26 protein-coding genes are annotated in these 23,333 nt (G+C 69.7%); 13 read left to right on the forward strand and 13 right to left on the reverse strand.

Features of this window, described 5'->3' with window-relative positions; all coding sequences use genetic code 11:
• Positions 1–27 precede the first annotated feature (27 nt).
• Entirely contained in the window at positions 28–1,872 is a 1,845-nt protein-coding gene (locus ACIBO2_RS27275) for a serine hydrolase domain-containing protein (RefSeq protein ID WP_358550518.1), read from the reverse strand.
• A 168-nt stretch (positions 1,873–2,040) separates the two neighbouring features.
• Between ACIBO2_RS27275 and ACIBO2_RS27280 the strand changes: the two genes are divergently transcribed.
• The 7 genes from ACIBO2_RS27280 to ACIBO2_RS27310 all read left to right on the forward strand — a co-directional run bounded on the left by ACIBO2_RS27280 (position 2,041) and on the right by ACIBO2_RS27310 (position 7,926).
• A complete protein-coding gene (locus tag ACIBO2_RS27280) occupies positions 2,041–3,192 on the forward strand; it encodes a sensor histidine kinase (RefSeq protein ID WP_397300333.1) in 1,152 nt (383 codons plus the stop codon).
• Positions 3,170–3,823: a response regulator transcription factor gene (locus ACIBO2_RS27285; RefSeq protein ID WP_358550522.1), complete on the forward strand. Its 654-nt coding sequence runs from the start codon at positions 3,170–3,172 to the stop codon at positions 3,821–3,823. The genes ACIBO2_RS27280 and ACIBO2_RS27285 overlap by 23 nt, the downstream gene beginning before the upstream one ends.
• A gap of 89 nt (positions 3,824–3,912) precedes the next feature.
• Positions 3,913–4,752 carry a MaoC/PaaZ C-terminal domain-containing protein gene (locus ACIBO2_RS27290; protein ID WP_358550524.1) on the forward strand — a complete coding sequence of 280 codons (840 nt, stop codon included), beginning with the start codon at positions 3,913–3,915 and terminating at the stop codon, positions 4,750–4,752.
• Positions 4,749–5,135 (forward strand): Zn-ribbon domain-containing OB-fold protein, encoded by a 387-nt coding sequence (locus ACIBO2_RS27295; protein WP_397300335.1) that lies wholly within the window; start codon positions 4,749–4,751, stop codon positions 5,133–5,135. Before ACIBO2_RS27290 ends, ACIBO2_RS27295 begins: the two co-directional genes overlap by 4 nt.
• Positions 5,132–6,280, forward strand: a complete 1,149-nt coding sequence (locus ACIBO2_RS27300) for a thiolase C-terminal domain-containing protein (RefSeq protein WP_358550528.1) — start codon at positions 5,132–5,134, stop codon at positions 6,278–6,280. The genes ACIBO2_RS27295 and ACIBO2_RS27300 overlap by 4 nt, the downstream gene beginning before the upstream one ends.
• A 122-nt stretch (positions 6,281–6,402) precedes the next feature.
• Positions 6,403–7,305: an SDR family oxidoreductase gene (locus ACIBO2_RS27305; protein WP_397300339.1), complete on the forward strand. Its 903-nt coding sequence runs from the start codon at positions 6,403–6,405 to the stop codon at positions 7,303–7,305.
• A 93-nt stretch (positions 7,306–7,398) separates the two neighbouring features.
• On the forward strand, positions 7,399–7,926 hold the full coding sequence (locus ACIBO2_RS27310) for a VOC family protein (protein WP_358550532.1): 528 nt from the start codon (positions 7,399–7,401) through the stop codon (positions 7,924–7,926).
• Between the two features lie 14 nt (positions 7,927–7,940).
• On the opposite strand, the gene ACIBO2_RS27315 is transcribed toward ACIBO2_RS27310, so the two are convergent.
• Positions 7,941–8,279: a hypothetical protein gene (locus ACIBO2_RS27315; RefSeq protein WP_358550534.1), complete on the reverse strand. Its 339-nt coding sequence runs from the start codon at positions 8,277–8,279 to the stop codon at positions 7,941–7,943.
• 413 nt (positions 8,280–8,692) lie between these two features.
• On the opposite strand from ACIBO2_RS27315, the gene ACIBO2_RS27320 reads away from it, so the two are divergent.
• Entirely contained in the window at positions 8,693–9,358 is a 666-nt protein-coding gene (locus ACIBO2_RS27320; protein WP_358550536.1) for a DUF4352 domain-containing protein, read from the forward strand.
• A 103-nt stretch (positions 9,359–9,461) separates the two neighbouring features.
• On the opposite strand, the gene ACIBO2_RS27325 is transcribed toward ACIBO2_RS27320, so the two are convergent.
• The 3 genes from ACIBO2_RS27325 to ACIBO2_RS27335 form a co-directional block, all read right to left on the reverse strand.
• A complete protein-coding gene (locus tag ACIBO2_RS27325) occupies positions 9,462–9,719 on the reverse strand; it encodes a DUF5713 family protein (protein WP_358550682.1) in 258 nt (85 codons plus the stop codon).
• Positions 9,713–10,522: a DUF1963 domain-containing protein gene (locus ACIBO2_RS27330; protein WP_358550538.1), complete on the reverse strand. Its 810-nt coding sequence runs from the start codon at positions 10,520–10,522 to the stop codon at positions 9,713–9,715. Before ACIBO2_RS27330 ends, ACIBO2_RS27325 begins: the two co-directional genes overlap by 7 nt.
• Before the next feature lie 124 nt (positions 10,523–10,646).
• Positions 10,647–10,886 carry a hypothetical protein gene (locus ACIBO2_RS27335; protein ID WP_358550540.1) on the reverse strand — a complete coding sequence of 80 codons (240 nt, stop codon included), beginning with the start codon at positions 10,884–10,886 and terminating at the stop codon, positions 10,647–10,649.
• Between the two features lie 462 nt (positions 10,887–11,348).
• Here ACIBO2_RS27335 and ACIBO2_RS27340 point away from each other — a divergent pair, with 462 nt between their 5' ends.
• Both ACIBO2_RS27340 and ACIBO2_RS27345 read left to right on the forward strand, forming a co-directional pair.
• A complete protein-coding gene (locus tag ACIBO2_RS27340) occupies positions 11,349–12,917 on the forward strand; it encodes a hypothetical protein (protein WP_397300344.1) in 1,569 nt (522 codons plus the stop codon).
• Positions 12,918–13,169: 252 nt separating this feature from the next.
• Positions 13,170–14,411 carry a trypsin-like peptidase domain-containing protein gene (locus ACIBO2_RS27345; RefSeq protein WP_363988121.1) on the forward strand — a complete coding sequence of 414 codons (1,242 nt, stop codon included), beginning with the start codon at positions 13,170–13,172 and terminating at the stop codon, positions 14,409–14,411.
• Between the two features lie 110 nt (positions 14,412–14,521).
• Here the strand turns inward: ACIBO2_RS27345 and ACIBO2_RS27350 are convergent, their stop codons facing one another.
• The 7 genes from ACIBO2_RS27350 to ACIBO2_RS27380 form a co-directional block, all read right to left on the reverse strand.
• Positions 14,522–15,262 (reverse strand): ABC transporter permease, encoded by a 741-nt coding sequence (locus ACIBO2_RS27350; protein WP_358550546.1) that lies wholly within the window; start codon positions 15,260–15,262, stop codon positions 14,522–14,524.
• Positions 15,255–16,136: an ABC transporter ATP-binding protein gene (locus tag ACIBO2_RS27355; RefSeq protein WP_358550548.1), complete on the reverse strand. Its 882-nt coding sequence runs from the start codon at positions 16,134–16,136 to the stop codon at positions 15,255–15,257. Before ACIBO2_RS27355 ends, ACIBO2_RS27350 begins: the two co-directional genes overlap by 8 nt.
• Positions 16,133–16,453, reverse strand: a complete 321-nt coding sequence (locus ACIBO2_RS27360) for a transcriptional regulator (protein WP_357962348.1) — start codon at positions 16,451–16,453, stop codon at positions 16,133–16,135. Before ACIBO2_RS27360 ends, ACIBO2_RS27355 begins: the two co-directional genes overlap by 4 nt.
• Positions 16,450–17,079: a hypothetical protein gene (locus ACIBO2_RS27365; RefSeq protein WP_397300349.1), complete on the reverse strand. Its 630-nt coding sequence runs from the start codon at positions 17,077–17,079 to the stop codon at positions 16,450–16,452. Before ACIBO2_RS27365 ends, ACIBO2_RS27360 begins: the two co-directional genes overlap by 4 nt.
• A gap of 93 nt (positions 17,080–17,172) precedes the next feature.
• Positions 17,173–17,892: an FAD:protein FMN transferase gene (locus ACIBO2_RS27370; protein WP_397300352.1), complete on the reverse strand. Its 720-nt coding sequence runs from the start codon at positions 17,890–17,892 to the stop codon at positions 17,173–17,175.
• Complete coding sequence (locus ACIBO2_RS27375) at positions 17,889–18,368, reverse strand: FMN-binding protein (RefSeq protein ID WP_358550554.1); 480 nt, start codon at positions 18,366–18,368, stop codon at positions 17,889–17,891. The genes ACIBO2_RS27370 and ACIBO2_RS27375 overlap by 4 nt, the downstream gene beginning before the upstream one ends.
• Before the next feature lie 12 nt (positions 18,369–18,380).
• Positions 18,381–19,727: a ferredoxin reductase family protein gene (locus ACIBO2_RS27380; protein ID WP_358550556.1), complete on the reverse strand. Its 1,347-nt coding sequence runs from the start codon at positions 19,725–19,727 to the stop codon at positions 18,381–18,383.
• Positions 19,728–19,826: 99 nt separating this feature from the next.
• On the opposite strand from ACIBO2_RS27380, the gene ACIBO2_RS27385 reads away from it, so the two are divergent.
• Complete coding sequence (locus tag ACIBO2_RS27385; protein ID WP_358550558.1) at positions 19,827–20,534, forward strand: response regulator transcription factor; 708 nt, start codon at positions 19,827–19,829, stop codon at positions 20,532–20,534.
• A complete protein-coding gene (locus tag ACIBO2_RS27390) occupies positions 20,531–21,934 on the forward strand; it encodes a sensor histidine kinase (protein WP_397300356.1) in 1,404 nt (467 codons plus the stop codon). Before ACIBO2_RS27385 ends, ACIBO2_RS27390 begins: the two co-directional genes overlap by 4 nt.
• A 49-nt stretch (positions 21,935–21,983) precedes the next feature.
• Here the strand turns inward: ACIBO2_RS27390 and ACIBO2_RS27395 are convergent, their stop codons facing one another.
• Positions 21,984–22,250, reverse strand: a complete 267-nt coding sequence (locus tag ACIBO2_RS27395; protein ID WP_358550562.1) for a DUF1876 domain-containing protein — start codon at positions 22,248–22,250, stop codon at positions 21,984–21,986.
• Between the two features lie 105 nt (positions 22,251–22,355).
• Between ACIBO2_RS27395 and ACIBO2_RS27400 the strand changes: the two genes are divergently transcribed.
• Positions 22,356–23,330: a HEAT repeat domain-containing protein gene (locus tag ACIBO2_RS27400; RefSeq protein ID WP_397300360.1), complete on the forward strand. Its 975-nt coding sequence runs from the start codon at positions 22,356–22,358 to the stop codon at positions 23,328–23,330.
• Positions 23,331–23,333: the final 3 nt, after the last annotated feature.

Here is a 23,333-nt window from a genome sequence, read left to right on the forward strand (position 1 = left end):
CTCGCCGGCGGCCAGGCGGTCGAGAGGTCACAGGTGCCAGCCGAGCAGGTTCCAGTGCTGGCAGAACCAGAGGAGGGCGAGCAGCCCCGCCAGCACGACCACCTGGTGGCCGCGGGCCAGGACGCCCGCGTGCCGCCAGGCCCGTACGGTGGTGGCGACCCCGGCGACGGTGAGTGCGAGGACCAGCAGCGGCAGCACCAGGAGAATCTGGACGTTGGCCGGCACGCCGTACAGGATGCTCGTGTCGCCGGTCAGGACCAGCGTGAACAGCACCACGAACACCAGCCCGACCGCGGCGGCGAGCCCGGCCAGGACACGCCCGGTGCGCCAGGCACGCGGAACGGGACGCTTCCTGGCCAGGCGGACCACAGCGGCCACCGGCAGGCCGAGCACGGCGGTCAGGGCGGTGACGGCGAACAGCAGGACGATGACGACGTTGACCGGCGGGGTGTCCCACCAGGGGACGCGTTGGTAGGCGGGGCCGTCCGTGGCCACGTACGCGACACCACTTTCGCCGGTCACCAGCGCCAGCCGCCGCGTACCGCCGTCCTGCTGATAGAGCCCGGGCCCCAGCGGGTTCCACGTCGAGCCCCCGAAGACGAGCTTCCCGCCCTCCGCCCACAGCCGGGTGGAGCTGGTCAGGGCGACCACCTTCTCGATGCTGGACTCGGCGGACCGGGTGAGCTTGTAGAAGCCTTCGACAGGCATGACGGGAGCACCGCCGTCGGGCACGGCGCGCTTTCCGGGTAGGAAGCGGTCGAAGAAGGCAGGAATGATCTTCGTGGCGGCGTCGGTCCCGCCCGGACTGTTGGTGGAGATGAACAGGCCGAGGTCGGCGTCGGGCACCAGCAGCAACGCGCTCTCGAAGCGCTCCCAGCCGCCGTCGTGCATGATCACGCGATGCCCGTTGAGCGTCTGCTCCTTGAACCCGTGGGCGTACCCGTCGATGCGCGGATCGGCCGCGAACGTCCGCCGGTGCATGAGCCGGCCCGTGGGCTCGTCGAGGATGCGCCGGTCGCCGAAGCGTCCGTCCCGCAGGTGGGCGATCATGAAGTGGGCCATGTCGTTCGCGGTGGCGCTGATCGACCCGTCGGGGGCGAGGTTGTCGAAGACGAACGGCTTGCGGAGGTACGCCCCGCCCTCGTAGTCGTAGCTGCGCGCCAGATCCGCGGCCAAGGGGGCGGGGACGGGCTCGGCGGCCGTGCTGTGCCGCATCGCGAGCGGGTCGAGGATATGGTCGCGTATGTACTCGTCGTACGGCTGCCCGCTCACCCGCGAGACGATGTATCCGGCCAGCGCCGCCCCATAGTTCGAGTACGCCGACACCTCGCCGGGCGGGCGCACCCGCGCGGGCATGTTGTCGGCGAGATAGTCGGCCAAGGGCGGCACATCGTCCTTGCTCCGCGCCCCCACGCCGATCGTGCGGTCCTCGAATCCGGCCGTGTGGTCCATCAGGTCCTGCAGCGTGATCGGCCGGGGGTAGGTCGCGGGGATCCGGAACGCGGTGAGGTAGCGGTTCACGTCCGCCTTCAGGTCCAGCTTGCCCCGCTGGACCTGCTGCATCACCGCGGTCCAGGTGAACAGCTTGGTGATCGAGGCGATCCGGACCATTGAGGTGCCGGGATCGAAGGGCCTGCGGTTCTCGACGTCGGCCAGCCCGTACCCCTTGCTGAAGAGGATCTTCCCGCCGCCCACCACCGAGACGACCGCGCCCGGCACGTGGTTTGCCGCCAGCCCGTCCGCCATCGCGGCGTCGAAGAAGTCTGCCAGAGCACGTTCGTCCGGAATATCGGTAGCTGCCGTGGCGGGACGCGGCACGAGGATCGTCAGCGCCGCGCACACCGCGACGAGCATCGAACGGAAGACATACACAGGACGGCTCCTAACCCTGTCTTAGGCCATCCACGGTGCGGCCGGCGAGGGGGCGGCCGCATCGCCATCGCGGCCATAGCCGTCTCCGACGAAAGTCGGAGACGGCCCGGCGTCCGGCACCGACGCCGGTATGAGGTGGCGCGCCGCCGCCCTGGCTACGCTGGACCGATGCTGTTGTACCGCGCGGCGCGGCGGCGGTCGGCCGCGCTCGGGCCGCACGCGATCAGCGTGGCCTCCGTGGCGCTCTGCCTGTTCCTCACCGTCCTGGCGGTCAAGACGCCGTGGGCGCCGCTGCCGCGACCGGTCATCGCCGCCGCCGGGCTGGCAGGCACGGGCGCGGTGTGGTTCCGGGGCCGGTGGCCGGTCGCGGTGGCCGTCGTCGGGGCGGGCGCGTACGTGCTGTCGGGCAACCCGGGGCCGCTGCTGATCAGCATGTTCTCCGGCGCGGGCACGCGTTTCCTGGCGCTGGCGGCGATCGGCATGGCGGGGTTCCTGGCCCAGCAGTGGGTGGACGGCGGCCGGTTGGGCACGGACGCGCTGATCTCGGCGGTGACCGCCACGGGGGTTACGCTGGCGGCAGGGGCGTACGCCGCCGCCCGCCGCGAGCTGACCCGATCGCTGCGCGAGCGCGCCGAACGCGCCGAGACCGAGCAGCGGCTGCGCAACGAGCAGGCGAGGACCGCCGAGCGCGGCCGGATCGCCCGGGAGATGCACGACGTGCTCGCGCACAAGGTCACGCTCATCTCGCTGCACGCCGGCGGCCTGGAGGTGAACGCGAGCGCCGGGCCGGAGCGCGTCGAGCGGGAGGCGGCGCTGATCAGGGTCAGCGCGCAGGAGGCGCTCGAAGAGCTGCGCAAGATCCTCGGCGTGCTGCGCGCCGGGCCCGACGATGACGACGACGGCTTCCCCGACCTACGGCGGCTGGTGGACTCCTGGGTATCGGTCGGCGCAACCGTCGCCCTGCACGGCGAGATCGGCACGTGGCCGCCGGAGACGGCCAGGGCCGCCCATCGCCTCGTCCAGGAGGGCCTGACCAACGCGCACAAGCACGCCCATGGGGCCCCGGTCACGGTCACGGCGACCGGGAGCAGGGAAGACGGCGTCACGATCGCGGTCGTCAACGAACGATCGCGCCGGCCAAGTCTGGAGACCGGCGCCGGGGTCGGGCTGGTGGGCCTGGCGGAGCGTTTCCGGCTGATCGGCGGAAGGGTGCGCGGCGGGCCCGACGATGCGGGAGGCTGGCGTCTTGAGGGCCGGCTGCCGTGGCACGCCGCGGACGCATCGCCGGGAGAATCACATGATCAGGACGCTGCTGGTTGACGACGAGTCGCTGATCCGCGCGGGGCTGCGGTTCATCATCGAGTCCGCACCCGACGTGGAGATCGTGGGCGAGGCCGAGGACGGCAACCAGGCCGTCGAGGCGGTCCGCCGCCTCGGGCCCGACGTCGTCCTGATGGACATCAGGATGCCCCGGTACGACGGCCTGGCCGCCACCGGGGCCATCCGCCGGCTCGACCGGGCACCCGCGGTGATCATCCTGACCACGTTCGACAGCGACGAGCACGTCTTCACCGCCCTGGAGGCCGGGGCCTGCGGCTTCCTGCTCAAGGACACCTCGCCGCACGACCTGATCCGGGCGATCCGCCTCGCGCACGGCGGCGACTCGATGCTGTCCCCGCGGGTCACCCGGCGGCTGATCCACCGGCTCACCACTGACCAGCCCATTCGGCGCCGCCGTGACGCGCTCGCCCGGCTGGAGGCCCTGACCGCCCGCGAGCGCGAGGTGCTCACCGAGGTCGGGCTCGGCCGCTCCAACACCGAGATCGCGGCCCGCCTGAACATGAGCGAGGCCACGGTCAAGAGCCACATCTCCCATCTGTTCGACAAGCTCGCCGTCACGAACCGCGTACAGGTGGCCATCGCCGCCTACCGCGCCGGCCTGGTCGACTGACTCAGCCCAGCCTCGTCCCGAATAAAGATCTGGAACGTCTTTACAGACGGCTTTCGTCTATATACATTGCGGGTGCGAAAGGAGTGAACATGTCGATGAACCTCGATGCCGTCGGACAGACCTGGGAGTCGGGCGAGCACACGTGGACCTCGAAGGACGCCATCCTGTACGCCCTGGGGGTCGGCGCCGGAGCGCAGGATCCGCTGGCCGAGCTGCCCTTCACCACCGAGAACTCACACGGGATCGCCCAGCAGGTGCTGCCCACGTTCGCCGTGATGCTCGGCGGCGGCGGAGGCGGCCCCAAGCTGGGCGACTTCGACTTCGCGCAGATCCTGCACGCCGAACAGTCGATCCGGCTGGCCGGCCCGCTGCCCGTGGACGGCCGGGTGCGCTCGACCTCCCACGTGGCGGGCATCTACGACAAGGGCAGCGGCGCGCTGGCCATCATGGAGTCCACGATCGTCGACGCCGACACCGGCGCGCCGGTCGTGGAGGTCAGAACCGGGATCTTCGTCCGCGGCGAGGGCGGATTCGGCGGAGAGCGGGGCGAGTCGGCCCCGTGGGAGCGGCCCGACCGCCCGGCCGACCACGTCGTCGTCTACCCGACCCGCACCGACCAGGCGCTGCTGTACCGGTTGAGCGGCGACCGCAACCCCTTGCACTCCGACCCGTGGCTGGCCGCCCGCGCCGGCTTCGATCGGCCCATCCTGCACGGGCTGTGCACGTACGGGTTCACCGGCCGGGCCCTGCTGCACACGCTGTGCGACTCGGACCCGGCGGCGTTCGGCGGGATGTCGGCCCGTTTCGCCGCTCCGGTGGTGCCCGGACAGGAGCTCGCCGTGCACATCTGGGACGACGGCCGCTTCGTCACCAAGGTGGGAGACACCGTGGTGCTCGACCGCGGCGTGTTCACCAGGGTGTCGGGGTGAAGCCGCAGCCCACGCCGGAGACGGCGCCGTACTGGGAAGGCGCCCGCCAAGGCGAGCTGCGGGTGCAGCGCTGCGGCGCCTGCGGCCGTCACTACTTCTACCCGCGCCCGGCCTGCCGCTACTGCTTCTCGCAGGAGGTGCATTGGGTGACCGTGTCCGGCCGGGCGCGCCTCGTGTCCTACGTCATCAACCAGCGGCCGATGCCGGGCCTGGAGGGACTGTCGCCGGTGGTCGCGCTGGTCGAACTGGACGAAGGGCCGCGCCTCATGACCAACATCATGGGCGTCGAGCCCACACCGGAGAACCTGCCGCTGGACCTGCGGCTACAGGTCTGCTTCCAGGATGACGTGCCGGTCTTCCAGCCGGAGGGGGTGACGGCATGAGCATGCACGGAGGCGATGTCGCGATCGTCGGAGCGGCGGAGACCGAGCAGGTCGGCGTACTGCCCGACGTCTCCATGATCGAGCTGCACGCGCGGGCGGCGCGCCGCGCCCTCAAGGACGCCGGCCTGACACCGGCGGACGTGGACGGCATCGCCACCGCCGGCCCGCTGGCCATGGAGGTCTCCCACCACCTGGGCATCACGCCGCGCTGGCTGGACGGCACCATGGTCGGCGGCTGCAGCTTCATGCTGCACGTCCGCCACGCCGCCGCCGCGATCGCGGCCGGGGCTGCCGACGTGGTGCTCATCACGCACGGCGAGTCGGGCAGATCACGCGTGGGCGTGCCCCAGTACGGCATGAACGCGGCCTCCGCCGGGGGCCAGTTCGAGATGCCGTACGGGGCGGTGCTGCCGTACGCCACCTTCACCCTGCCCGCCCTGCGCTTCCTGCACGAGCGCGACATGGGCCGGGAGGACCTGGCCCAGGTGGTGGTGGCCCAGCGGGAGTGGGCGGCCAAGAACCCGCGCGCCATGCGCCGCGACATCGTGACCGTGGACGAGGTGCTGGCCGGGCCGGTGATCGCCTACCCGTTCACCAAGGATATGTGCTGCGTGGTCACCGACGGGGGCGGCGCCCTGGTGCTGACCAGCGCCGAGCGGGCGGCCGATCTGCCCGGGCGGCCGGTGTACCTGCTGGGCTCGGGCGAGTCGGCCGAAGGCGCGCTGGTCTCCCAGATGGAGGATCCGGGCTCCAGCCTGGCCTTCCGGCGCTCCAGCGCGGAGGCGTTCGCCACGGCCGGGGTGAGCCACGGGGACATCGACCACCTGATGTGCTACGACGCCTTCGCCCACGTACCGCTGTACATGCTCGAAGACCTCGGCTTCGTCGGCCGCGGCGAGTCGGGCGCCTTCATCGCCGACGGCAACACCCGGCCCGGCGGCTCGCTGCCCATGAACACCAACGGCGGCGGGCTCAGTTACACCCACACCGGGATGTACGGGATGTTCGCCATCCAGGAGTCCGTCCGTCAGCTCAGGGGCGAGGCGGACGCGCAGGTGCCGGATGTGGAGATCGGGTTCGTGCAGGGCGTGGGGATGTTCTTCGCGGCCTCGGGGAGCCTGGTGCTGTCCAACCGCAGGCCCTGAACCGCAGGCCCTGAACCGCAGGCCCTGAACCGCAGGCCCTGAACCGCAGGTCCTGAACCGCAGGTCCTGAACCCGAACGACCCGACAACAGGACAACGCGACAACAGGAGGACAAAGCCCATATGAGCGGTATCTGTGAAGGCCGGGTGGCGATCGTGACCGGCGCGGGGCGCGGTCTCGGCCGTACGCACGCGCTGGAACTGGCGCGGCAGGGGGCCCACGTGGTGGTCAACGACCTCGGCGGCGCCCCGGACGGCACCGGGTCCGACGCCGGCGCGGCGCGCCTGGTGGTGGACGAGATCGTGGCGGCGGGCGGCAAGGCCGTCGCCAACACCGACGACGTCGCTGACTGGCAGGGCGCGAAGCGGCTCATCGACCAGGCGATCGGCGAGTTCGGCGGCCTGGACGTCCTGGTGAACAACGCCGGCATCCTGCGCGACCAGACCATCGCGTCCATGACGGAGGAGAACTGGGACGCGGTGATCCGGGTCCACCTGCGTGGCACCGCCGGGCCGACCCATTTCGCCGCCGAGTACTGGCGCGCGCGGGCCAAGGAGAGCGAGCGGCCACTGCGCGCCCGGCTCATCAACACCACCTCGGCCTCGGGCATCTACGGCAACTTCGGCCAGTCCAACTATGGCGCGGCCAAGGCCGGCATCGCCGCGTTCACCCTCATCGCGGCCACGGAACTCGGCCGCTACGGTGTGACCGCGAACGCCGTCGCGCCCGCCGCGTTCACCCGGCTCACCGAAGCCGTCATGCCGGCCGACTACGCCGCTGGTCTCGGGCCCGAGCAGGTCTCGCCGCTGGTGGCCTGGCTGGCCAGTACGGAGAGCGACGCCGTCACCGGGCGGGTGTTCGACGTCGGCGGCGGGCGGATCGGTGTCGCCGAGGCGTGGCGGCTCGGCCCGGAGGTGACCAAGCAGGATCTTTGGGACGCCGCGGACCTCGGCAGTGTGATCCCGGATCTGGTCGCCAAGGCCGCGCCCAACGTAGACATGAGCGGTCGGCCGATCGCCGGTTGACGTCGTAGCCGTGCCGGGCTTGAGGCCATCCGAGCGCGTCGATGTCCGCTGACCCCACGAGTATGAGCTGTGAGCGACTAAGGGATGATCTCGGTGACCCTGCTCCAGGTAAGGACGCCTTATCGCCTGGTCGACGGGGTTGCCGGGAAGCCCTTTTACGCAACGATGAGATTTGCTGGAGTGTTCGGGAACTGCCAGAGTGACGAAATGTCGCGACTCGTCCCTGAACTGATCTGCTCCGACATCCAGGCCAGTCTGGCCTTCTACCGCCTGCTGGGCTTCGAGATTCGCTATGAGCGTCCCCAGGAGCGATTCGCTTACCTGGAACGTGACGGGGCGGCGGACTTGATGCTGGAGCAGCCGTGGAGTCAGGACCGTCTCTACCCGCGCGCGGAGCTGGAGCACCCGTATGGGCGTGGGATCAACTTGACGGTTGAGGTGGATGACGTGGAGCGGATTCACGCCGCGCTGCTTGCCGCCGGTTACGAGATGTGGCTGCCGTTGGAGGAGCGCTGGTACGAGCGGAGCGTCGATGCCGTGGGCGTGCGCCAGTTCGCGGTGCAGGACCCGGATGGCTATCTCCTGCGCATCTCTCAGCAGTTGGGGACCCGCCCTCGATAGCCGAGCCGATCACTTCACCCAAGACGGCCGATCTTCTGGTGCGAGGTGGAAAGCCCACGCCCGAACGCTCGCTCGACGGCGATGCGAGTGAGCCAGCCGAGACCGGCGGTGAAAAGCGGTGGCCACACGATCGGGCCGAGCGAGTAGCCGACCACGATAGCCAGCGGGACCCACACGCGGTGCACCGCTTGGTAGGGCAGTCCAGGCGGGCGGACTCCGGCTAGCCGTGCCAGGTCCGGCAGAGCGAAGAATCCCAGCATGGCGACCATGGTCGGCAGACCGTACTTGACGCTCTCGAAAAGCGCGAACGCGGCCAGGAACAGTGCGAGCGCTCCCCCGCCGATCTTCCGCATCCAACCGCCGACGCCAGGACGGTGGCCTACTCTCGGGAGGTGCTGGGGCGCATCGTCATGCGTGCGTTCGGTTGTCACCTCGACAGCGTAGGCCAGAGGTCGCCAGGCGAACGATAATGGCCGACGCAAACAGATGATCACAGGCCGTGGGCCGGATCCGGCTGACCCGCCCCCACGCAAGCCTGACGTTCAGGGCCTGGATGCTAGCTCAGCTATCGCCGACCGACCCGTTGTAGACGAGCTTCGTCGACTCCGCGGGCCGTACCTCGCGCACGAAGCTTGGTCACGCGGCTGTACGCACGTGACTACTCTGTGTCCACTTTTAGACATGCCGATCACGCATGAAACGCCAACCACCTGCGCCTCTGGTACGTCTCAACCCCTGCCCGTTCCCCCCAGCACCTGGAGTTGCGATGTCGTCCCCCTTTGAGCAGGGTCCCGAATATCAGCCCCATCAGCCGTACGGGCCACAGCAAGGCTACGGCTACCCGCCAGTTCCACCGCCGCGCAAGAAGAGCAACGCGGGCTTCATCCTCTTCTGCATCGGCGCTGTCGGGCTCGTGTTGTTCGGCGGATGCGCGCTCCTCGTGGCCGCGGTGGGCAGCAGTGGCAAGCCGGCGACCTCGGTGGCCGAGAAGACCAGCGATCAGCCCAGAAAGTCGGAGCAGGAAGAACCGAAGACGCCTGGCCTCGGAACGGTCGTGAGGGACGGCAAGTTCTCCTTCAAAGTGACCGAGATCGGAACGGCCACGAAAGTCGGCGGCGAATACCTGAGCAAGCGGGCGCAGGGCAAGTTCCTGCTTGTTCACATCACCGTGAAGAACGTCGGCGACGAGGCTCAAGCCTTCAACGGGGGAGCCCAGAGGTTGTACGACAGCGAGGGTAAGGAGTACGAAGCCAGCTCGGAGGCAGCCATTTACCTGGAGGATTCCAAGAGCCTGTACGAGGACATAAATCCGGGCAACAGTGTCGAGGGAATCGTCCTCTTCGATGTGCCGAAGGGCATGACACCGAGCAGCATTGAGCTGCACGACAGCATCTTCTCTGACGGAGTCAAGTTGAGCTTGGCCGACCGCTGACCGTGTGCACGATGAGGAGGCCCGTCCCTCCCTTGGGTCTCGGCGTGTACGGCTCCCGCTGGGAGCGGGGGAGGTCGGGCCGCAGCATGTGCTTCGGACGCGATCAGTGAGCGGTCTCCGAGTTCGCGAAACCGTACGCCGACGCCACGAACCAGAAGTCCTCGGCGATCACTTCTCGCGCGACGGTCTCGACCTCACTGCCGGCCGCCTCGAACGCCTCCTCCAGCGTGTTGAACTCTGCCGTTGCGATCTCCGTGGCCGGGTACAACACCGCCAGATCCGACGGCTGCAGCAGATCTCGGAGTTCCTGCCCGGTCCGGCCTTTCTCGCCGAAATCGTCCGTCCCTTGGTGGACTACCAGGCATCCGGTTCAGTGAAAACCTGACTAAAGTCACCATCCCGCAGCGCCCGCTCCGGCATGAAGAATATCAACGACCCACCATTAGGGAAACACCACGACCCATGGTTGCTGGATAGGGTGAGAAGGTGCCGATCCCCTTCTTCAAGCCGCGCCCTCAGCGGATGAGTTTCCATCAGCGGCCACCCGAAAGCTTGCTCGTCAGCGCTCAGCCTCCCCGGATCGTTTTGCCAGGCTTTCCCGAATCTCTTCACCATGAATCTGAAGGAGTTCTCCTCGAACTCCTCCTGAAGCTCATCATCCATTTCGAACCGTTCCCACACCGCCGGGGAATACTCGGTATACGGGCCAGGAAGAGAGAGCCCGCCCCAAGCATGCAGGCGCACAACCTCGAACTCCACCAAGGGCTCCGGCGAGGCGACCTCGACGGCCCTCATCGAATCCGCCGGAACGACCGCACAGATCCGAGGGTCGTCCAACTGGAGGTTGTGCGGCAGATCCAGATAGAAGAAGTTGAGCACTCCTGCCTGTACCGGCGCTTGATCCCCCACCCAGGACGCCAACCCGTCCATGTCCAAAACCGCGAACAAACTCAGCGGCGAACCGTCGGCCTCCGGCCATCCCATGCCCGGCTCCAGCAGCGCAGGTCCACCAAGTCGGCACATCCCTGTCGCCGGACGACCGGCCGTGGCAGGCCGCAGTTCGAACCCGGGCCGAGCCAGATCGGTGAGTTGCTGCCCAAGCCGTTCTCCGAGCGCTTCCACACACAATGCCCGATTGGCAGCCAAAGCATCCTGAAGATCCATGCACCGTATCCAAGCGCACGTCTCTGAGTCCTGCAGAGGAGTTACACCTATCTTCACGTAACCCGATGTGCGGAAAACGGGGCTAGCGGCATACGGGATCAGACGTGCTCATATCGGCCCACGTTCAAGGGCGGTCGCCCCGGCTGACGAGTGCGTCGAAGAGAGGCCAGCCGTCCAGCTCCGTCTCTCCGGGGGCTGCGGGCAGGGCGTCGCGCGCCGCCGCCTCGTCGAGGAGTCGCCGGACGACCCCCGGCTCGTTGAGGTTGAGCAGACCTCCGCGACCATTCGTGACCGAGCCCGCGTACCAGTGTCCCTCGGCGACATAGCGGCCGGGACCCGCGCGAAAGACGAGGCGCAGGGTCACACCGGTGCCCTCGCGATGAAGAGAGAGGATCTCGCGGCATTCGGCATGTTTGTGATGTACCGACCACAGCCAGGTCGTATCACCGACGACAAGGCTGCGGAGCCGACGGTTGGTCCCCATCCCTGCACTCTATGAGGCGAGGTGCGGCGGCAGGAGCTTCCCGGGTCCTCACCCTTTCGGGGAGAAGTGTGTAGCGGGTTGGCCGATACGCCCGACCTGCATAACTTTATGCAATTGACCGAATGCTTACAGTGATTGACGCTGGTTGTGGCCTCGCACAACGCAATGGCCGCCAGTACGTGAAGGAGCACCTCGCATGGACTCGCCAGAATTCTTCACCCAGGTCTACACCGCCGGCCAAGCATGCATACCCGAAGGCGACTTGTGTAGTGGCATCGCTGGGCCGGTAGGCCGATGCTGCCCAGGGCTGGTCTGCTGCTCGCTCGCCCCCGACCTCTCCGTGTGCAGGCGCCGCTGTCGATGAAGATCGGCTGGGGGCGGCAGACGGTGCTGGCCGGACTGGCGGCCGGTGGGGCGGTGCTGGCGCGCACCGATACCGCGATCGGGGCGTATCTCAACGCCCCGGCGGCTCGCTGGCTGCGGCAGATCGTCGCGATCGGGCTGGACGGACCGCCCGGGCAGGCGGCCCTTTCCTGCTTGCGCGTGTGGGCGGGCGCGGGCCTCATCACGCTGGATGACCAGGTCGCGATTCTGGTCGGTGATCCCGAGATCGAGGAGTACGAGGAGCGCGGGCGGGCGCTGCGGCGTGACCTGCTTCAGCGGGCCGCTCTGTTCCCTCGAGTTGGCACGCCGATCCTGGCGGTCGGGGTGGGCCGTGATTGCGCTTACTGCGACCAGCTCCTGACCGACCTGGCCGCCAACGCGCCCTTGCGGGACGGCGGTGTGGTGGTGTCTGGCGACGACCAGACTCGGGTGTTCGGAATCGTTCCCGGCACCGGACTCGACCGGCTGGCCGACCCGACCGAGCTGGCCGGGCTGGCTGAGCTGACCGAGCCGACCGCCGGGCCGACGGGGCTGGCCGGGCTGGCCGAGTTGGCCCGAGCGGCCGCGCCCCTAGGCACGCCCAGCGGCGTGCTGCTCCACCCAAGCGCGCCCCCGCGGATCCTGGAGGGCTACCACCAGGTGAGCGCCGCGATCGTGTCGATGCTCGGGGACGAACCCGACCGGGTGGTGATGGAAACGCCCAGTTCCTGCTCGGTGAACGTCACCTCCGGCGAGGGCACCTCGGTGCGGCCGGTCCGCGCCGGCGACCGCGTCGTGGGCATCGCGAGCCGGGGTGCGGTCACCGGCGAACTCGACGGTTGGCTGTCGACGCACACCGCCCACGCCGCGCACACCGCCCACGCCGCGCACACCGCCCACGCCGCGCACGCCTCCAACGCCACGTATGCGCCGGCCACCCTGACCATCGAACGCCCCAGGAACCTGTATCTGGTCTATCGGGGCGGCGCCCTGATCGCCCGGCACAAAACGCCGGCCGACACCATCGCCTGCCTGGAGGCGATGCTCGCCGGGTACGCGGACCACGCCGGCGCCGCCGAGGACGAGGCCGACGTCGATTGCGGGGTGCTGTGGCATCCCGGCCACGCGGCCGTGCTCATCCCCAATCACTGGCTGTCGCCGATGGCCAGGACGTCCTCCCGGCTGCGCCGCAGTGGCTGGCAGCTGTGCCCGCAACCGTACGTCCGGCTCAGCATGCGCGACGGTCAGGCGTGGGCGCGGGTGCGTCCGCTCGGCGAAGATCCCCGGATGGCGCCGGTCGCGTTCCTGGCCGTGGATCCACCGGTCCCGGCCACCGACGAGCGGCCCGCCCGCACCCCCAGTGCCGAAGAACGCGCAGCGCAACTGGTGTGCTGGGCGGTCCGGCCGCTCACCCCGCCGCGCCTGTACGCTTTGGCCGCCACCGCGCATCACATCCCCGTCCGCGAACTGGGCCCTGACCCGATCCTCGCCGAACTCCCCGACCTGGTACTCGCCCAGCCTGACAGGTCCCACCGGACAGCCAGATGAGCGCGGCCCGGGAGAGTGTCGCGCGGGACGGGAGCCGGCTTGCTGTAGAGCGAGTGAGGGCCGATCAAACCGTCCTTGACCTGTGTGGTTGCCTCGAAGGTAAATTTCCGACCAAGTTCATCCGGATAACCGGGCCGTGACCAGCTGTGATAAGGCTGCCGTCAACCCTCTCATACAGTTCTGATCACCGGCTTAACCTGCACTTACGCGCTCCTTGGCACTCTTGAGTCATCGGTACTTGAGGAGATGACGATGAACGCGAACGAGCCTCGCGAGCAGGGCGCCGGCGGCTGGAGCCAGTTCGGCGACCAGCCGCCCTCCGCCGGGGGCTTTCCCCGGCGAGAGACCGTGATCATGAACCAGCCTCCGCCTCCCAAGCCGCCCAGGCGGGGCTTCTCCGTCGGGCGGAAGACGATCGCCGGGCTCGCCCTGGCGGCCGTGGCCGTGGGCGGCGGCGCCGTGGGGGCCGTCGCCGCCACGGCGTTCCAGGACACCACGGTCGTCTCCGCGCCGAGCCCGGTCTTCAAGGCGGCCTCCAACCAGCTCACCGTGGCCCAGGTCGCGCAGAAGGTGCAGCCTTCGGTCGTGATGATCCAGGGGCAGACCGGCGAGGGGTCGGGCGTGGTGCTGTCCGACGACGGGCTCATCCTCACCAACAACCACGTGGTCGTCGGCGCCGGGCAGGGCGGGCAGATGACCGTCAAGTTCAACGACGGCAAGACGGCCAAGGCGTCGGTCGTGGGCACCGACCCGTCCACCGACCTCGCGGTCATCAGGGCCGACGGCGTCTCGGGCCTGACCAAGGCCTCGCTCGGCGACAGCGACCAGCTTCAGGTCGGCGACGCCGTACTGGCCATCGGCAGCCCACTCGGCCTCGACGGATCCGTCACGGCGGGCATCGTCAGCGCGCTCAACCGCACGGTCACCGTCGGCGGCGAGCAGGACCAGCAGCAGCAGCTTCCGCCTGGCTGGGGCCAGCAGCGGGAGCAGCAGCAGGGTCAGGAGAGCGGGGCGACGACGCTCGGCGACGCCATCCAGACCGACGCGGCCATCAACCCGGGCAACTCCGGCGGCGCGCTCGTTAACGCGGCCGGTCAGGTGATCGGCATCAACAGCGCCATCGCCACCAACGGCGGCAGCAGCGGCAACATCGGTGTCGGCTTCGCCATCCCGGTCAACACCGCCAAGCAGGTCTCCGACCAGCTCATCAGCGGTGGCAAGGTGACTCACGCCTTCCTGGGCGTGAGTGTCACCGACGCCACCGGCGACGTGCCCGGCGCGCTGATCCGCCAGGTCACCTCCGGAAGCCCCGCCGACAAGGCCGGACTGAAGCAGGGCGACCTCATCACCAAGATCGGCAACACGCCGGTGGAGGGCGGAGATACAGTTGTTGGCCAGGTCAGAGGTTTCAAAGTAGGCCAACAGGTTCAGATCACTTATATGAGGGACGGAAAGTCGAGTAACGTCTCCGTCACCCTCGAAGAGAAGAAATAACCGGACCCCCTCACGGACGGGTGTGCCGTCGAGATCGCTGCGGACTCGGCGGCACACCCCCCGTTCGAGGAGATCTCAGGTGTAGAGGGGATCCCGGGAGAAGCGGGATCTCAGGAGAAGCGGCGGCCCTCGTCGCGCCGGTAGGCCCAGCCCGCGGCCAGTGCCGCGATCACGGTCCACACGCCGAGCATGATTACCGCGACCATGTTCGGCGCGGTTCCCGTCGTCACGGCCCAGATCAGCTCCCCGGCGCCACGGCTCGGCACGAACGGCGACACCTTCTGCACGAAGTCCGGCATGATCTGCGGCGGCAGGAACAGCCCGCCCAGGATCGCGATCGGGAAGAACACGACCTGCGACACGCCGATGGCCGCCTTCGAAGCCAGCACGAAGCCCAGGAACAGGCCGATCAGCATGAACGGCACCGCCCCGCCGAGCAGGGCGAGCAGCCCGATCAGCAGATTGGGCACCGTGATGGTCGCCGTGGTGAACAGGGCCGCGATCACCACCACCGGGATCGTCGACACCAGCATCGTGGCCATCGTCGTGAGGATCCGCCCGGCGAAGCGGGGGAACGGTCCAGCGGGCAGCGTACGCACGTAGGGGTTCCACGGTAGCTCGCGGTCCTGCGCGACCGTGATGCTGAGCCCCATGAGCGCGGCCGACATGGCGCCGATCATCATCATCGACCCCGTCGCCCGCGTCGCGGCCACCGGATCGTCCCCCGTGAACGGCACCACGAACGCCAGCATCGACGCGGCCGGGAAGAACGAGCTGGCGACCAGGCCGATCGGCACCCGGATCTGCTCCAGCATCAGGTAGCGGGTGTGGGCCAGGATCAGGCTAGACATTCTCGGTCTCCTTGGCGGTGATGGCGAGGAAGGCTTCCTCGAGCGAGGTCGGCCTGATCTCCAGACCGGAGAACGGCGTGCCGCTCCGCACCAGCTCGACGACCAGCCGGTCGGGGTCGGTGGTCACCAGGTTGATCCGGCCGTCCGCACGTTCGCTGGCGAGCACGCCGGGCAGTTCGGGCAGGTTCTCGGCGACCAGCGAGACGCGCCGCACCCCCACCATGTCGCGTACGGCCCGCACGGTGTCGTCGGCCAGCACCCGGCCGTGGCCGACGACCACGACCCGCTGGGCCAGGGCCTCGATCTCCTCCAGGTAGTGGCTGGTGAGCAGGACCGTGCCGCCGCCCTCATGGAAGTCCTTGATGCCGTCCCAGAGCGCGCGCCTGGCCTCCACGTCGAGGCCGGTGGTCGGCTCGTCGAGGAAGACCATCCGCGGGTTGCCGGCGAAGGCCAGCGCCACGCCCAGCCGCCGCTTCTGGCCACCGGACAGGCCGCCGATCTGCCGCTTGACCAGGTCGTCGAGGCCGAACCGGGCGAGTAACTCCCCTTTATCAGCCTTTTCCGGGTAATGGGCTGAGACGAAGTCGACGATCTCGCCGACTCTCAGCGATTCGGGCAGGCCCGTCTCCTGCGGCGTGACCCCGATGCCTCGGCGTACCACCGGATCCTGCGGGGAGCCACCGAGCAGCTCGACCGTGCCGGACGTCTGTTTGCGCAGGCCCACGAACAGGTTGATCAGCGTCGACTTGCCCGCGCCGTTCGGGCCGAGCAGGCCGACCAGCTCTCCCGCCCTGATGTCGAGCGAGACGCGGTCGAGCGCCAGCACGTCGCCGTAGCGCCGGGTGACCTCCACCGTTCTGGCGAGGATGGTCATGAAGTGCCTCCTGCGGAGTCGAGTAGGGCGCGGATCGCCTTGGTGTAGTCGTCGAAGGCGACCCGGCCGCGCTTGGTGAGCGAGACATAGGTGACCGGGGTACGGCCCTTGTGCGTCTTCGTGATCTGGACGTAGCCGACTTCCTCGAGCTTGGTCAGGTGGACCGAGAGGTTGCCGGCCGTCATGCCGAGCAGATCCTTGAGCGCCGGGAAGGCGATCTCGTCGCCCCCGCCCATCGCGTTGAGCGTCGCCACGACGCGTAGCCTGGCCTGCGCGTGGATCACCGGATCGAGCTCCGGAACGTCACCGGCTGTCACCGGCACTGCCTCCGTCGCCACCACAGGCCCACGACGATCTGCCCGAAGCCGAGCAGCACCGCCGTCAGCAGGGCGTGCCAGCCGGGGCCGAGCAGCACGCCCAGGCCGTTGACGGCGGTCACGCCGATGCCGACGAAGAACATCGGCCAGTACAGGAAGATCGCGCCGCCGGCCATGTACATGACGCCCACCACCAGCATGGAGACGCCCGACCAGAGCAGGCCGGCCTCCGCCTCCGGCAGCATCGGGCTGACCCGGATGGCGATGATCGACATCACCACCATCCCGGCGAACCACGTGTAGCCGTACATGGTGCCCCTGGCCGAGCTCTCGCCCCGGACGCCCGAGTTCATCCTGGTGATCTCGTATGCGGCCAGGGAGCCGGCGATCACCATGGAGATCATCAGGACGGCCAGCGCCTGCGTCTGGGAGATCGGCGCGTACGGCTTGCCGTCGAGCCCGTAGTGCAGGAAGAAGCAGGTGAAGCCGACCAACCACGCCACGCCCCAGGGGATGTACAGGAACAGGGGATCACCCCTGAACCTTCGCACCGTGGCGGCCCGCTGCTCCTCGATGAGGCGCAGAGTCTCCTCCGGGCTGGGGGCTTGCTCGCCGTCGTCTACCATGACAACTCCTCTTAGCCTCAAACTGGTTTGTACTTTAAACCAGCTTGCGCCGCCAACACAACCCGCCGAGGCGAGGAGTGGTGCCGAGAGGAGTCAGAGAGCGGGGAAGCCCTTGGTCCGCCAGGTGTCGCCGCTCGTGGTCACCGCGAACGCCTCCAGGTTGGAGGTCTCCTCCACCCAGTCGCGGGCGGCGTCGCCCATCGCGAACGCCGCCGTCGCGAAGGCGTCGACGGCGGTGAGGCGGGGGCCGACGAGGGTGATGGACAGCAGTGCGCCTGCGGCGCGCCCGGTGTGCGGGTCGAGGATGTGCGGGCCCCGCTCGGCGCTGCCCGAGGTGGCGATGGCCAGGTCGTGGCCGGTGGCCACGGTGCAGAGGGCGCCGGGTCGGGCGGGGTGCGCGATGCCGATCCGCCACGGCGAGGGATCGGGGCCGAGCTGGATGTCGCCGCCGCCGTTGACGCAGTGACGGTGCGCTCCCGCCTCGGACAGGATCCGGGACGCCTCCTCGATCGCCCACCCTTTCACCAGGCCGGACGGGTCCAGACGGCCACCGGGGTACATGGTGAAATATCCGTTCGTGTCGCGTTCTGCCTGGGCGCACAGCGAGAGCACCTGGGCCACCTCGGGTGGGCAATCGGACAGCTCGATCTCGCCTCGGCCGAGGTGGCTGATCGCGCTGTCCGGCCGGTAGGTGGAGAAGACCGCGTCCACGTGATGCAGCCAGGCGACCGCCCGCGCCACCGCGTCGTCGGCGTCATGGCGTACGTCGAAGGAGAAGACCGTCCCCATCACGTGCTCGACGTGACGGGTCATAGCCCGGCCCGGTCGATGGCGCTCTGCAGGGACTGGGTGTAGCCGTCGCTGGTGTAGGTGGCGCCGGAGACGGAGTCGATCTGGGCGCTCTGGGCGGACATGGCCTCGTCATGGAGGATGGGCAGAGCCCTGTTGTTGATCTCAATGTCGCGCCGGTTCCCGTTCGGCGACTGGAGCACCTCGACGCTGGAGATCTTGCCGCCGGCGACGCTGATCTGCACCTGCACAGGTCCCCAGCGCGTGTCGACCGCGTCGCCGTCGACCGTCCGGCTGGCGGCGGACTTCTGGGACGTGGCGGACTTCTGGGTCGTGGCGGACTTCTCAGTGCTGGTGGGTGACGGTGTCGCGGAGGTCTGGGTCTGGGCGATGGCGGCGGGCGGCTGGGTGGCGGCCCCGGTGACGTCGTGCGGCTTGAACGACAGCAGCAGCACCAGGCCGATGGCGGTGGTGACCACCGCGAGCAGTACTCTCTTCATGGCGGGAACCCCCTAGAACTCGAAAGACTCGTGATGGATCCGGTGGGCCCGCACGCCCGCCGACCGCAGCGCCTGGATGGCCGACCGTGTCATCTCCGGCGGCCCGCACACGTAGGCGTCGTGCTCGCGCAGGTCGGGCAGCAGGCGGTCGAGCCCGGTGAACAGGTCCGGGGATCTCGGGCCGACCGAGCAGTAGAGCCTGGCGTCCCCGCGTGCTCTGGCGATCTCCTCCAGTTCGTCCCTGAACAGCAGCTCCTCCGGCGTACGAGCGCGGTAGAGCAGGGTCACCTGCCCGGGCAGTGTCTCGAACAGGGTGCGCAGCGGGGTGATGCCGACGCCACCGGCGATCAGCACCGACTTCGGACTCCGGCCGAGGCGTCCGGTGAATCCGCCGTACGGCCCCTCGGCGATGACCCGGGTGCCCGGCCGCAGCCGGGCGAGCGCCGCGCTGTGGTCGCCCAGCGCCTTGACCGTGATGCGCAGCCCGCCACGGTCCGGCGCGGCGGACAGCGAGTAGGGGTTGGCCGACCACCACAGGTCGCGGGTCAGGAAGCGCCACCGGAAGAACTGGCCCGGCTCGGCGCCGAGCCGGGCCAGGCGACGGCCGGTGAGGTGAATGGAGACGACCCCCGGCGCGTCTGTGGTGACGCGCGACACCCGCAGCCGGTGGCGCGCCCACACCCGGACCGGGCCGAGGAAGCGGTACCACACCAGCAGCGCGGCCACTCCGAGGTAGAGGGCGTACCAGGCGAACTGGGCCACCCGATCGCCGGTGAACTGGGCGCCGGTCGCCAGTTGGTGCCCGAACGCCAGCCAGGCCGCCAGGTAGGTGTAGAAGTGCAGGTAGAACCAGGTCTCGTAGCGCATCCTGCGGCGGGCGGCGCGGGCCGAGACCAGAGCCACGCCGAGCAGGAGGAAGAAGGCCACGGTCGCCTTCAGCACATCGGGGAAGGACAGCGCCATCGTGACCGCCTCGTCCACCACCCCGGCCTGGTCGGCGACCGCGTACCCCCAGATGATCGTCAGGACGTGCGCGGTGACCAGCCCGATGACGTACCGGCCGCCCATGGCGTGCCAGCGGGCCAGCCGGTCGCTGCCCACGCCGCGCTCCAGAGCCGGAACGCGGGCCATCAGCCCGAGCAGCACCGCCATGCCGTACCCGGCCAGCAAACCCGTGATGCGGCCGCATTCGGTGAGCCAGCCGTCCAGGCCCGCTACGGACGGCGTGCCGCGCCACCACAGGCCGATGACCGCGAACGCGCCGGCCACCATGGCCGACAGCAACAGCTCGGGCCGGACCCGGCGGCGGGGCGGCGCCGGGACGGCGGCTCGCCGTGTTGGTGCGTGAAGAGTGGTCATGGGAGCACACCGTGCCAGGGCAACCTCTGTTTTCCCTATGAACGGAACCCTTCAGAGGATTCTCAGAAGAAGCCCGTATTTTGTAGTGAGGGGGTGAAGATGAGCAGCCTGTTGCGCCCGGACGGCACGCCGATCCGCGTGCTCGTCGTGGACGACGAGCCGGACCTCCTGGAGGTGCTGGAGAAGACGCTGATCCAGGAAGGCTGGCAGGTGCGCGCCGCGGCGAGCGGGGCCGCCGCGATCCTCGCGGCCGAGGAGTTCGCGCCGGACGCCGCGATCCTGGACGTCATGCTGCCCGACCTGAACGGGCTGGAGCTCATGAACCGGCTCCGGGTGCTGCGGCCCGAGCTGTGCGTGCTGTTCCTGACCGCGCGTGACGCGGTCGAGGACCGGGTCGCGGGCATCACGGCGGGCGGCGACGACTACGTGACCAAGCCGTTCAGCCTGGACGAGGTGCTCGCGCGGCTGCGCGGGCTGCTACGCCGGGCGGGCATGGCGCGGCCCGGCGACGGAGACCGGCTTGTCGTGGCCGACCTGTCCATGGATGAGGAGGCCAGGGAGGTGACCAGGGCCGGCACGCCGGTCGACCTGACGCCCACCGAGTTCGAGCTGCTGCGGCTGCTCATGTGCAACCCGCGCCGGGTGCTCAGCAAGGCGCAGATCCTCGACCACGTCTGGTCCTATGACTTCGGCGGCCAGGCCCACGTCGTGGAGCTCTACATCAGCTACCTGCGCAAGAAGATCGACGCGGGCCGCCGGCCGCTGATCCACACCGTGCGCGGCGTCGGGTACGTGCTCAAGCCGTGAACCTCGTCCCTCGCACGCTCAGGGCCCGGCTCATCGCCGGGTTGCTCGTGCTCCTCGCGCTGTCGTGCGCGGCCGTCGGCGTCGCCACGTCGGTGGCGATGGAGCGGTTCCTGCTCGCCCGCGTCGACCAGCAGATCGCCGCCGAGGGCGGACAGTTCGCCGCCAGCCTGGAGCACGACGAGGACACGCGGGGGCAGGAGCGGGGCACGTTCGGCGCGCGCCTGGTCGGCGGGCGCGTCACCCATGCGGCGGTGGTGTCGCAGCGGGACGGCACCCGGCCCAAGCTCAGCCCCGACGACGAGAAGACCCTGGCGGCGCTTCCGGTCGGGGGTCCTCCGCAGACCGTGGACCTGTCCACCCTGGACGACTACCGGGTCCTCGCCATCGCGGGTGAGGACGGTGACGTCATGATCGCCGGTCTGTCCCTGCACGGTGTGGAGGAGACGATGGAACGCCTGCAGCTGTTCGAGCTGCTGATGTTCGCCGGCGCGCTCGCCGCCGCGGGCATCGCGGGCGCACTGTGGGTACGGCTGGCGCTGCGCCCCCTGCAACGCATCGCCACGACCGCCCGCAGGGTCGCCGAGCTGCCCCTGGCCAGCGGCGAGGTGACTCTGGCCGAACGCGTACCCGACACCGACCCGCGCACCGAGACGGGACAGGTCGGCGCCGCGTTCAACCGCATGCTGGGCCACGTGGAGGCGGCTCTGGGCCGCCGGCACGCCGTCGAGCAGCGGCTGCGCGCCTTCGCCGCCGACGCCAGCCACGAGCTGCGCACCCCGCTGGCCGCGATCCGCGGGCACGCCGAGCTGGCTCTGCGGGGTGCGCAGCCCATGCCGGACGGCGTACGGCACGCGCTCGGCCGAATCGACGCCGAGTCGGGGCGGATGAGCGAGCTGGTCGACGAACTGCTCCTGCTGGCCCGGCTGGACGCGGGACGGCCGCTGGCCAAGGAGGAGGTCGACCTGTCCCGCCTGGCCATCGAGGCCACCGGCGACGCGCGGGCCGCCGGCCCCGGCCACCGCTGGCAACTGGAGCTGCCGGAGGACCCCGTCACGGTGACCGGCGACCCACTCCGGCTGCACCAGGTGATCGCGAGCCTGCTGAGCAACGCCCGCATCCACACACCGGACGGCACCACGGTGGTCGTGGCCGTACGGAGGCTGCCGGCCGCGGTGGAGGTCACCGTCGTGGACGACGGTCCCGGCGTGCCGGCCGGGCTGGAGGAAGAGATCTTCGAGCGGTTCTCCCGCGCCGACCAGGGCCGGTCACGAGCCACCGGAGGTGCGGGGCTCGGGCTGGCGATCGTCCGCGCCGTGGTGGCCGCGCACGGCGGCTCGGTGGACGTACGGAGCCGTCCGGGCCGGACCGAGTTCCGGCTGCTCCTGCCTTCGGAGGGCTGAGCGTGAAAGCGCCCAGCGGGCTACCCACTGGGCGCTTTCGTGCGCGTGGTCAACGGGCCTCGATCGGGCCGCCGAGCGTGGCCACGTCCTCGGCGGCGTCGCCGAGGAGCTTGTCGGCCAGGTCCATCAGCGCCCGCCCCGCGGCCAGCTCGTCGCCGATCTCCGGCACCGCACGGTCGTCGGGGTTGCGCCTGGCCACGCCGACGCTCTCATGCCATCCGCTGTCCTCGGCGGACAGGACCGCACGGGCCAGCGTGCGCGCATCGGTGTCGTCCTCGCTGATGTAGATCTGCACGGTCCACTGCTTGCTCCGCATGATGCCTCCCTGTACGTCCTCGGTACGTACTGGGCATCTGCCCCCAGAGGATGCGGTGTCACGGACTTCCGGACACCGGCCTGCGCCATATGCCAGCATGTCCGCATGCTGGCGAGTCTCGACACGATCGACTGGGCCGACCTGACGCACGCCTACGGCCGCGCGAAGGATGTGCCGGACCAGATCCGGGCCCTGCGCTCTCCCGATCCCGGCATCCGGGACAAGGCGCTGCACAGCCTGTACGGGAACATCTTCCACCAGGGCACCCGCTTCGAGGCGAGCGCCCACGCGGTGCCGTTCCTGCTGGAACTGGTCGCCGACCCCGAGACGCCAGATCGCCCGGCCGTGCTGCACCTGCTGACGCAGCTGGCCATCGGCTACGGCGAGCAGCTCCTGCCGTCCGGCTACCCCCTTGACGACCATCGCGCCGTGGCCGCGGGCGGGGACCTGCTGCTGGCCGCCGGCAAGCAGTTCACGGACGACGAGGACGAAGAAGACGAAGAGGACGAAGAAGAGGACGACGACTGGGGCGAGGATGTCGCCCTGTTCCAGTACCTCCAGACGCTTGAGCCCGCTGACGAGGAGCGGCTGTTCGCGTACTTCGCGCTGATGGCGTACGACGCGGTCGGCGCCGGGCTGCCGATGTTCCGCGACCTCCTCGCCGACGCGGACGCCCCGGTGCGCGCCGCTGCGGCCTACGCCCTGGCCTGGTACCCCGAGGAGCGGGCCGCCAGCCTGCCACCGCTGCTCAGGGTGGCGGCCGACGAGCACCCGGCGGTGGCCGCCACCGCCCTGGTCGCGATCGGCCTGCTCAGCCCGTCCGGCGTGACGCCATCGCAGGAGACGGCGCCCGTGCTGGACGCTGCCCTCAATGATCCCCGTGATGTGGTGCGCTGGGGCGCGGCCATCGCGCAGGCCCGGCTGCGGGGCGCGGAGGCGGACGGCCGGGTCGCGGAGGAACTGCTGGGCTGGATCGGCCGCGACGCCGCCGCGCACGAGGGAATCGCGTTCAACGACGGTGACCTCCGGGGTTATGCCGCCCTGGCGCTGCGCGACCTCGGTGACGAGCCGCTGGCCTGACCC

This window comes from Nonomuraea sp. NPDC050022 (assembly GCF_044460705.1).
Classification (GTDB): domain Bacteria; phylum Actinomycetota; class Actinomycetes; order Streptosporangiales; family Streptosporangiaceae; genus Nonomuraea.

Coding starts and splice junctions, on each gene's coding strand:
- ACIBO2_RS27395 (WP_358550562.1), bottom strand. CDS start 22,250: ATGCGGAGCAAGCAGTGGACCGTGCAGATCTACATCAGCGAGGACGAC.
- ACIBO2_RS27385 (WP_358550558.1), top strand. CDS start 19,827: ATGAGCAGCCTGTTGCGCCCGGACGGCACGCCGATCCGCGTGCTCGTC.
- ACIBO2_RS27400 (WP_397300360.1), top strand. CDS start 22,356: ATGCTGGCGAGTCTCGACACGATCGACTGGGCCGACCTGACGCACGCC.
- ACIBO2_RS27300 (WP_358550528.1), top strand. CDS start 5,132: ATGAGCATGCACGGAGGCGATGTCGCGATCGTCGGAGCGGCGGAGACC.
- ACIBO2_RS27315 (WP_358550534.1), bottom strand. CDS start 8,279: ATGCGGAAGATCGGCGGGGGAGCGCTCGCACTGTTCCTGGCCGCGTTC.
- ACIBO2_RS27280 (WP_397300333.1), top strand. CDS start 2,041: ATGCTGTTGTACCGCGCGGCGCGGCGGCGGTCGGCCGCGCTCGGGCCG.
- ACIBO2_RS27330 (WP_358550538.1), bottom strand. CDS start 10,522: ATGGATCTTCAGGATGCTTTGGCTGCCAATCGGGCATTGTGTGTGGAA.
- ACIBO2_RS27380 (WP_358550556.1), bottom strand. CDS start 19,727: ATGACCACTCTTCACGCACCAACACGGCGAGCCGCCGTCCCGGCGCCG.
- ACIBO2_RS27370 (WP_397300352.1), bottom strand. CDS start 17,892: ATGACCCGTCACGTCGAGCACGTGATGGGGACGGTCTTCTCCTTCGAC.
- ACIBO2_RS27375 (WP_358550554.1), bottom strand. CDS start 18,368: ATGAAGAGAGTACTGCTCGCGGTGGTCACCACCGCCATCGGCCTGGTG.
- ACIBO2_RS27345 (WP_363988121.1), top strand. CDS start 13,170: ATGAACGCGAACGAGCCTCGCGAGCAGGGCGCCGGCGGCTGGAGCCAG.
- ACIBO2_RS27285 (WP_358550522.1), top strand. CDS start 3,170: ATGATCAGGACGCTGCTGGTTGACGACGAGTCGCTGATCCGCGCGGGG.
- ACIBO2_RS27350 (WP_358550546.1), bottom strand. CDS start 15,262: ATGTCTAGCCTGATCCTGGCCCACACCCGCTACCTGATGCTGGAGCAG.
- ACIBO2_RS27305 (WP_397300339.1), top strand. CDS start 6,403: ATGAGCGGTATCTGTGAAGGCCGGGTGGCGATCGTGACCGGCGCGGGG.
- ACIBO2_RS27320 (WP_358550536.1), top strand. CDS start 8,693: ATGTCGTCCCCCTTTGAGCAGGGTCCCGAATATCAGCCCCATCAGCCG.
- ACIBO2_RS27355 (WP_358550548.1), bottom strand. CDS start 16,136: ATGACCATCCTCGCCAGAACGGTGGAGGTCACCCGGCGCTACGGCGAC.
- ACIBO2_RS27290 (WP_358550524.1), top strand. CDS start 3,913: ATGTCGATGAACCTCGATGCCGTCGGACAGACCTGGGAGTCGGGCGAG.
- ACIBO2_RS27365 (WP_397300349.1), bottom strand. CDS start 17,079: ATGGTAGACGACGGCGAGCAAGCCCCCAGCCCGGAGGAGACTCTGCGC.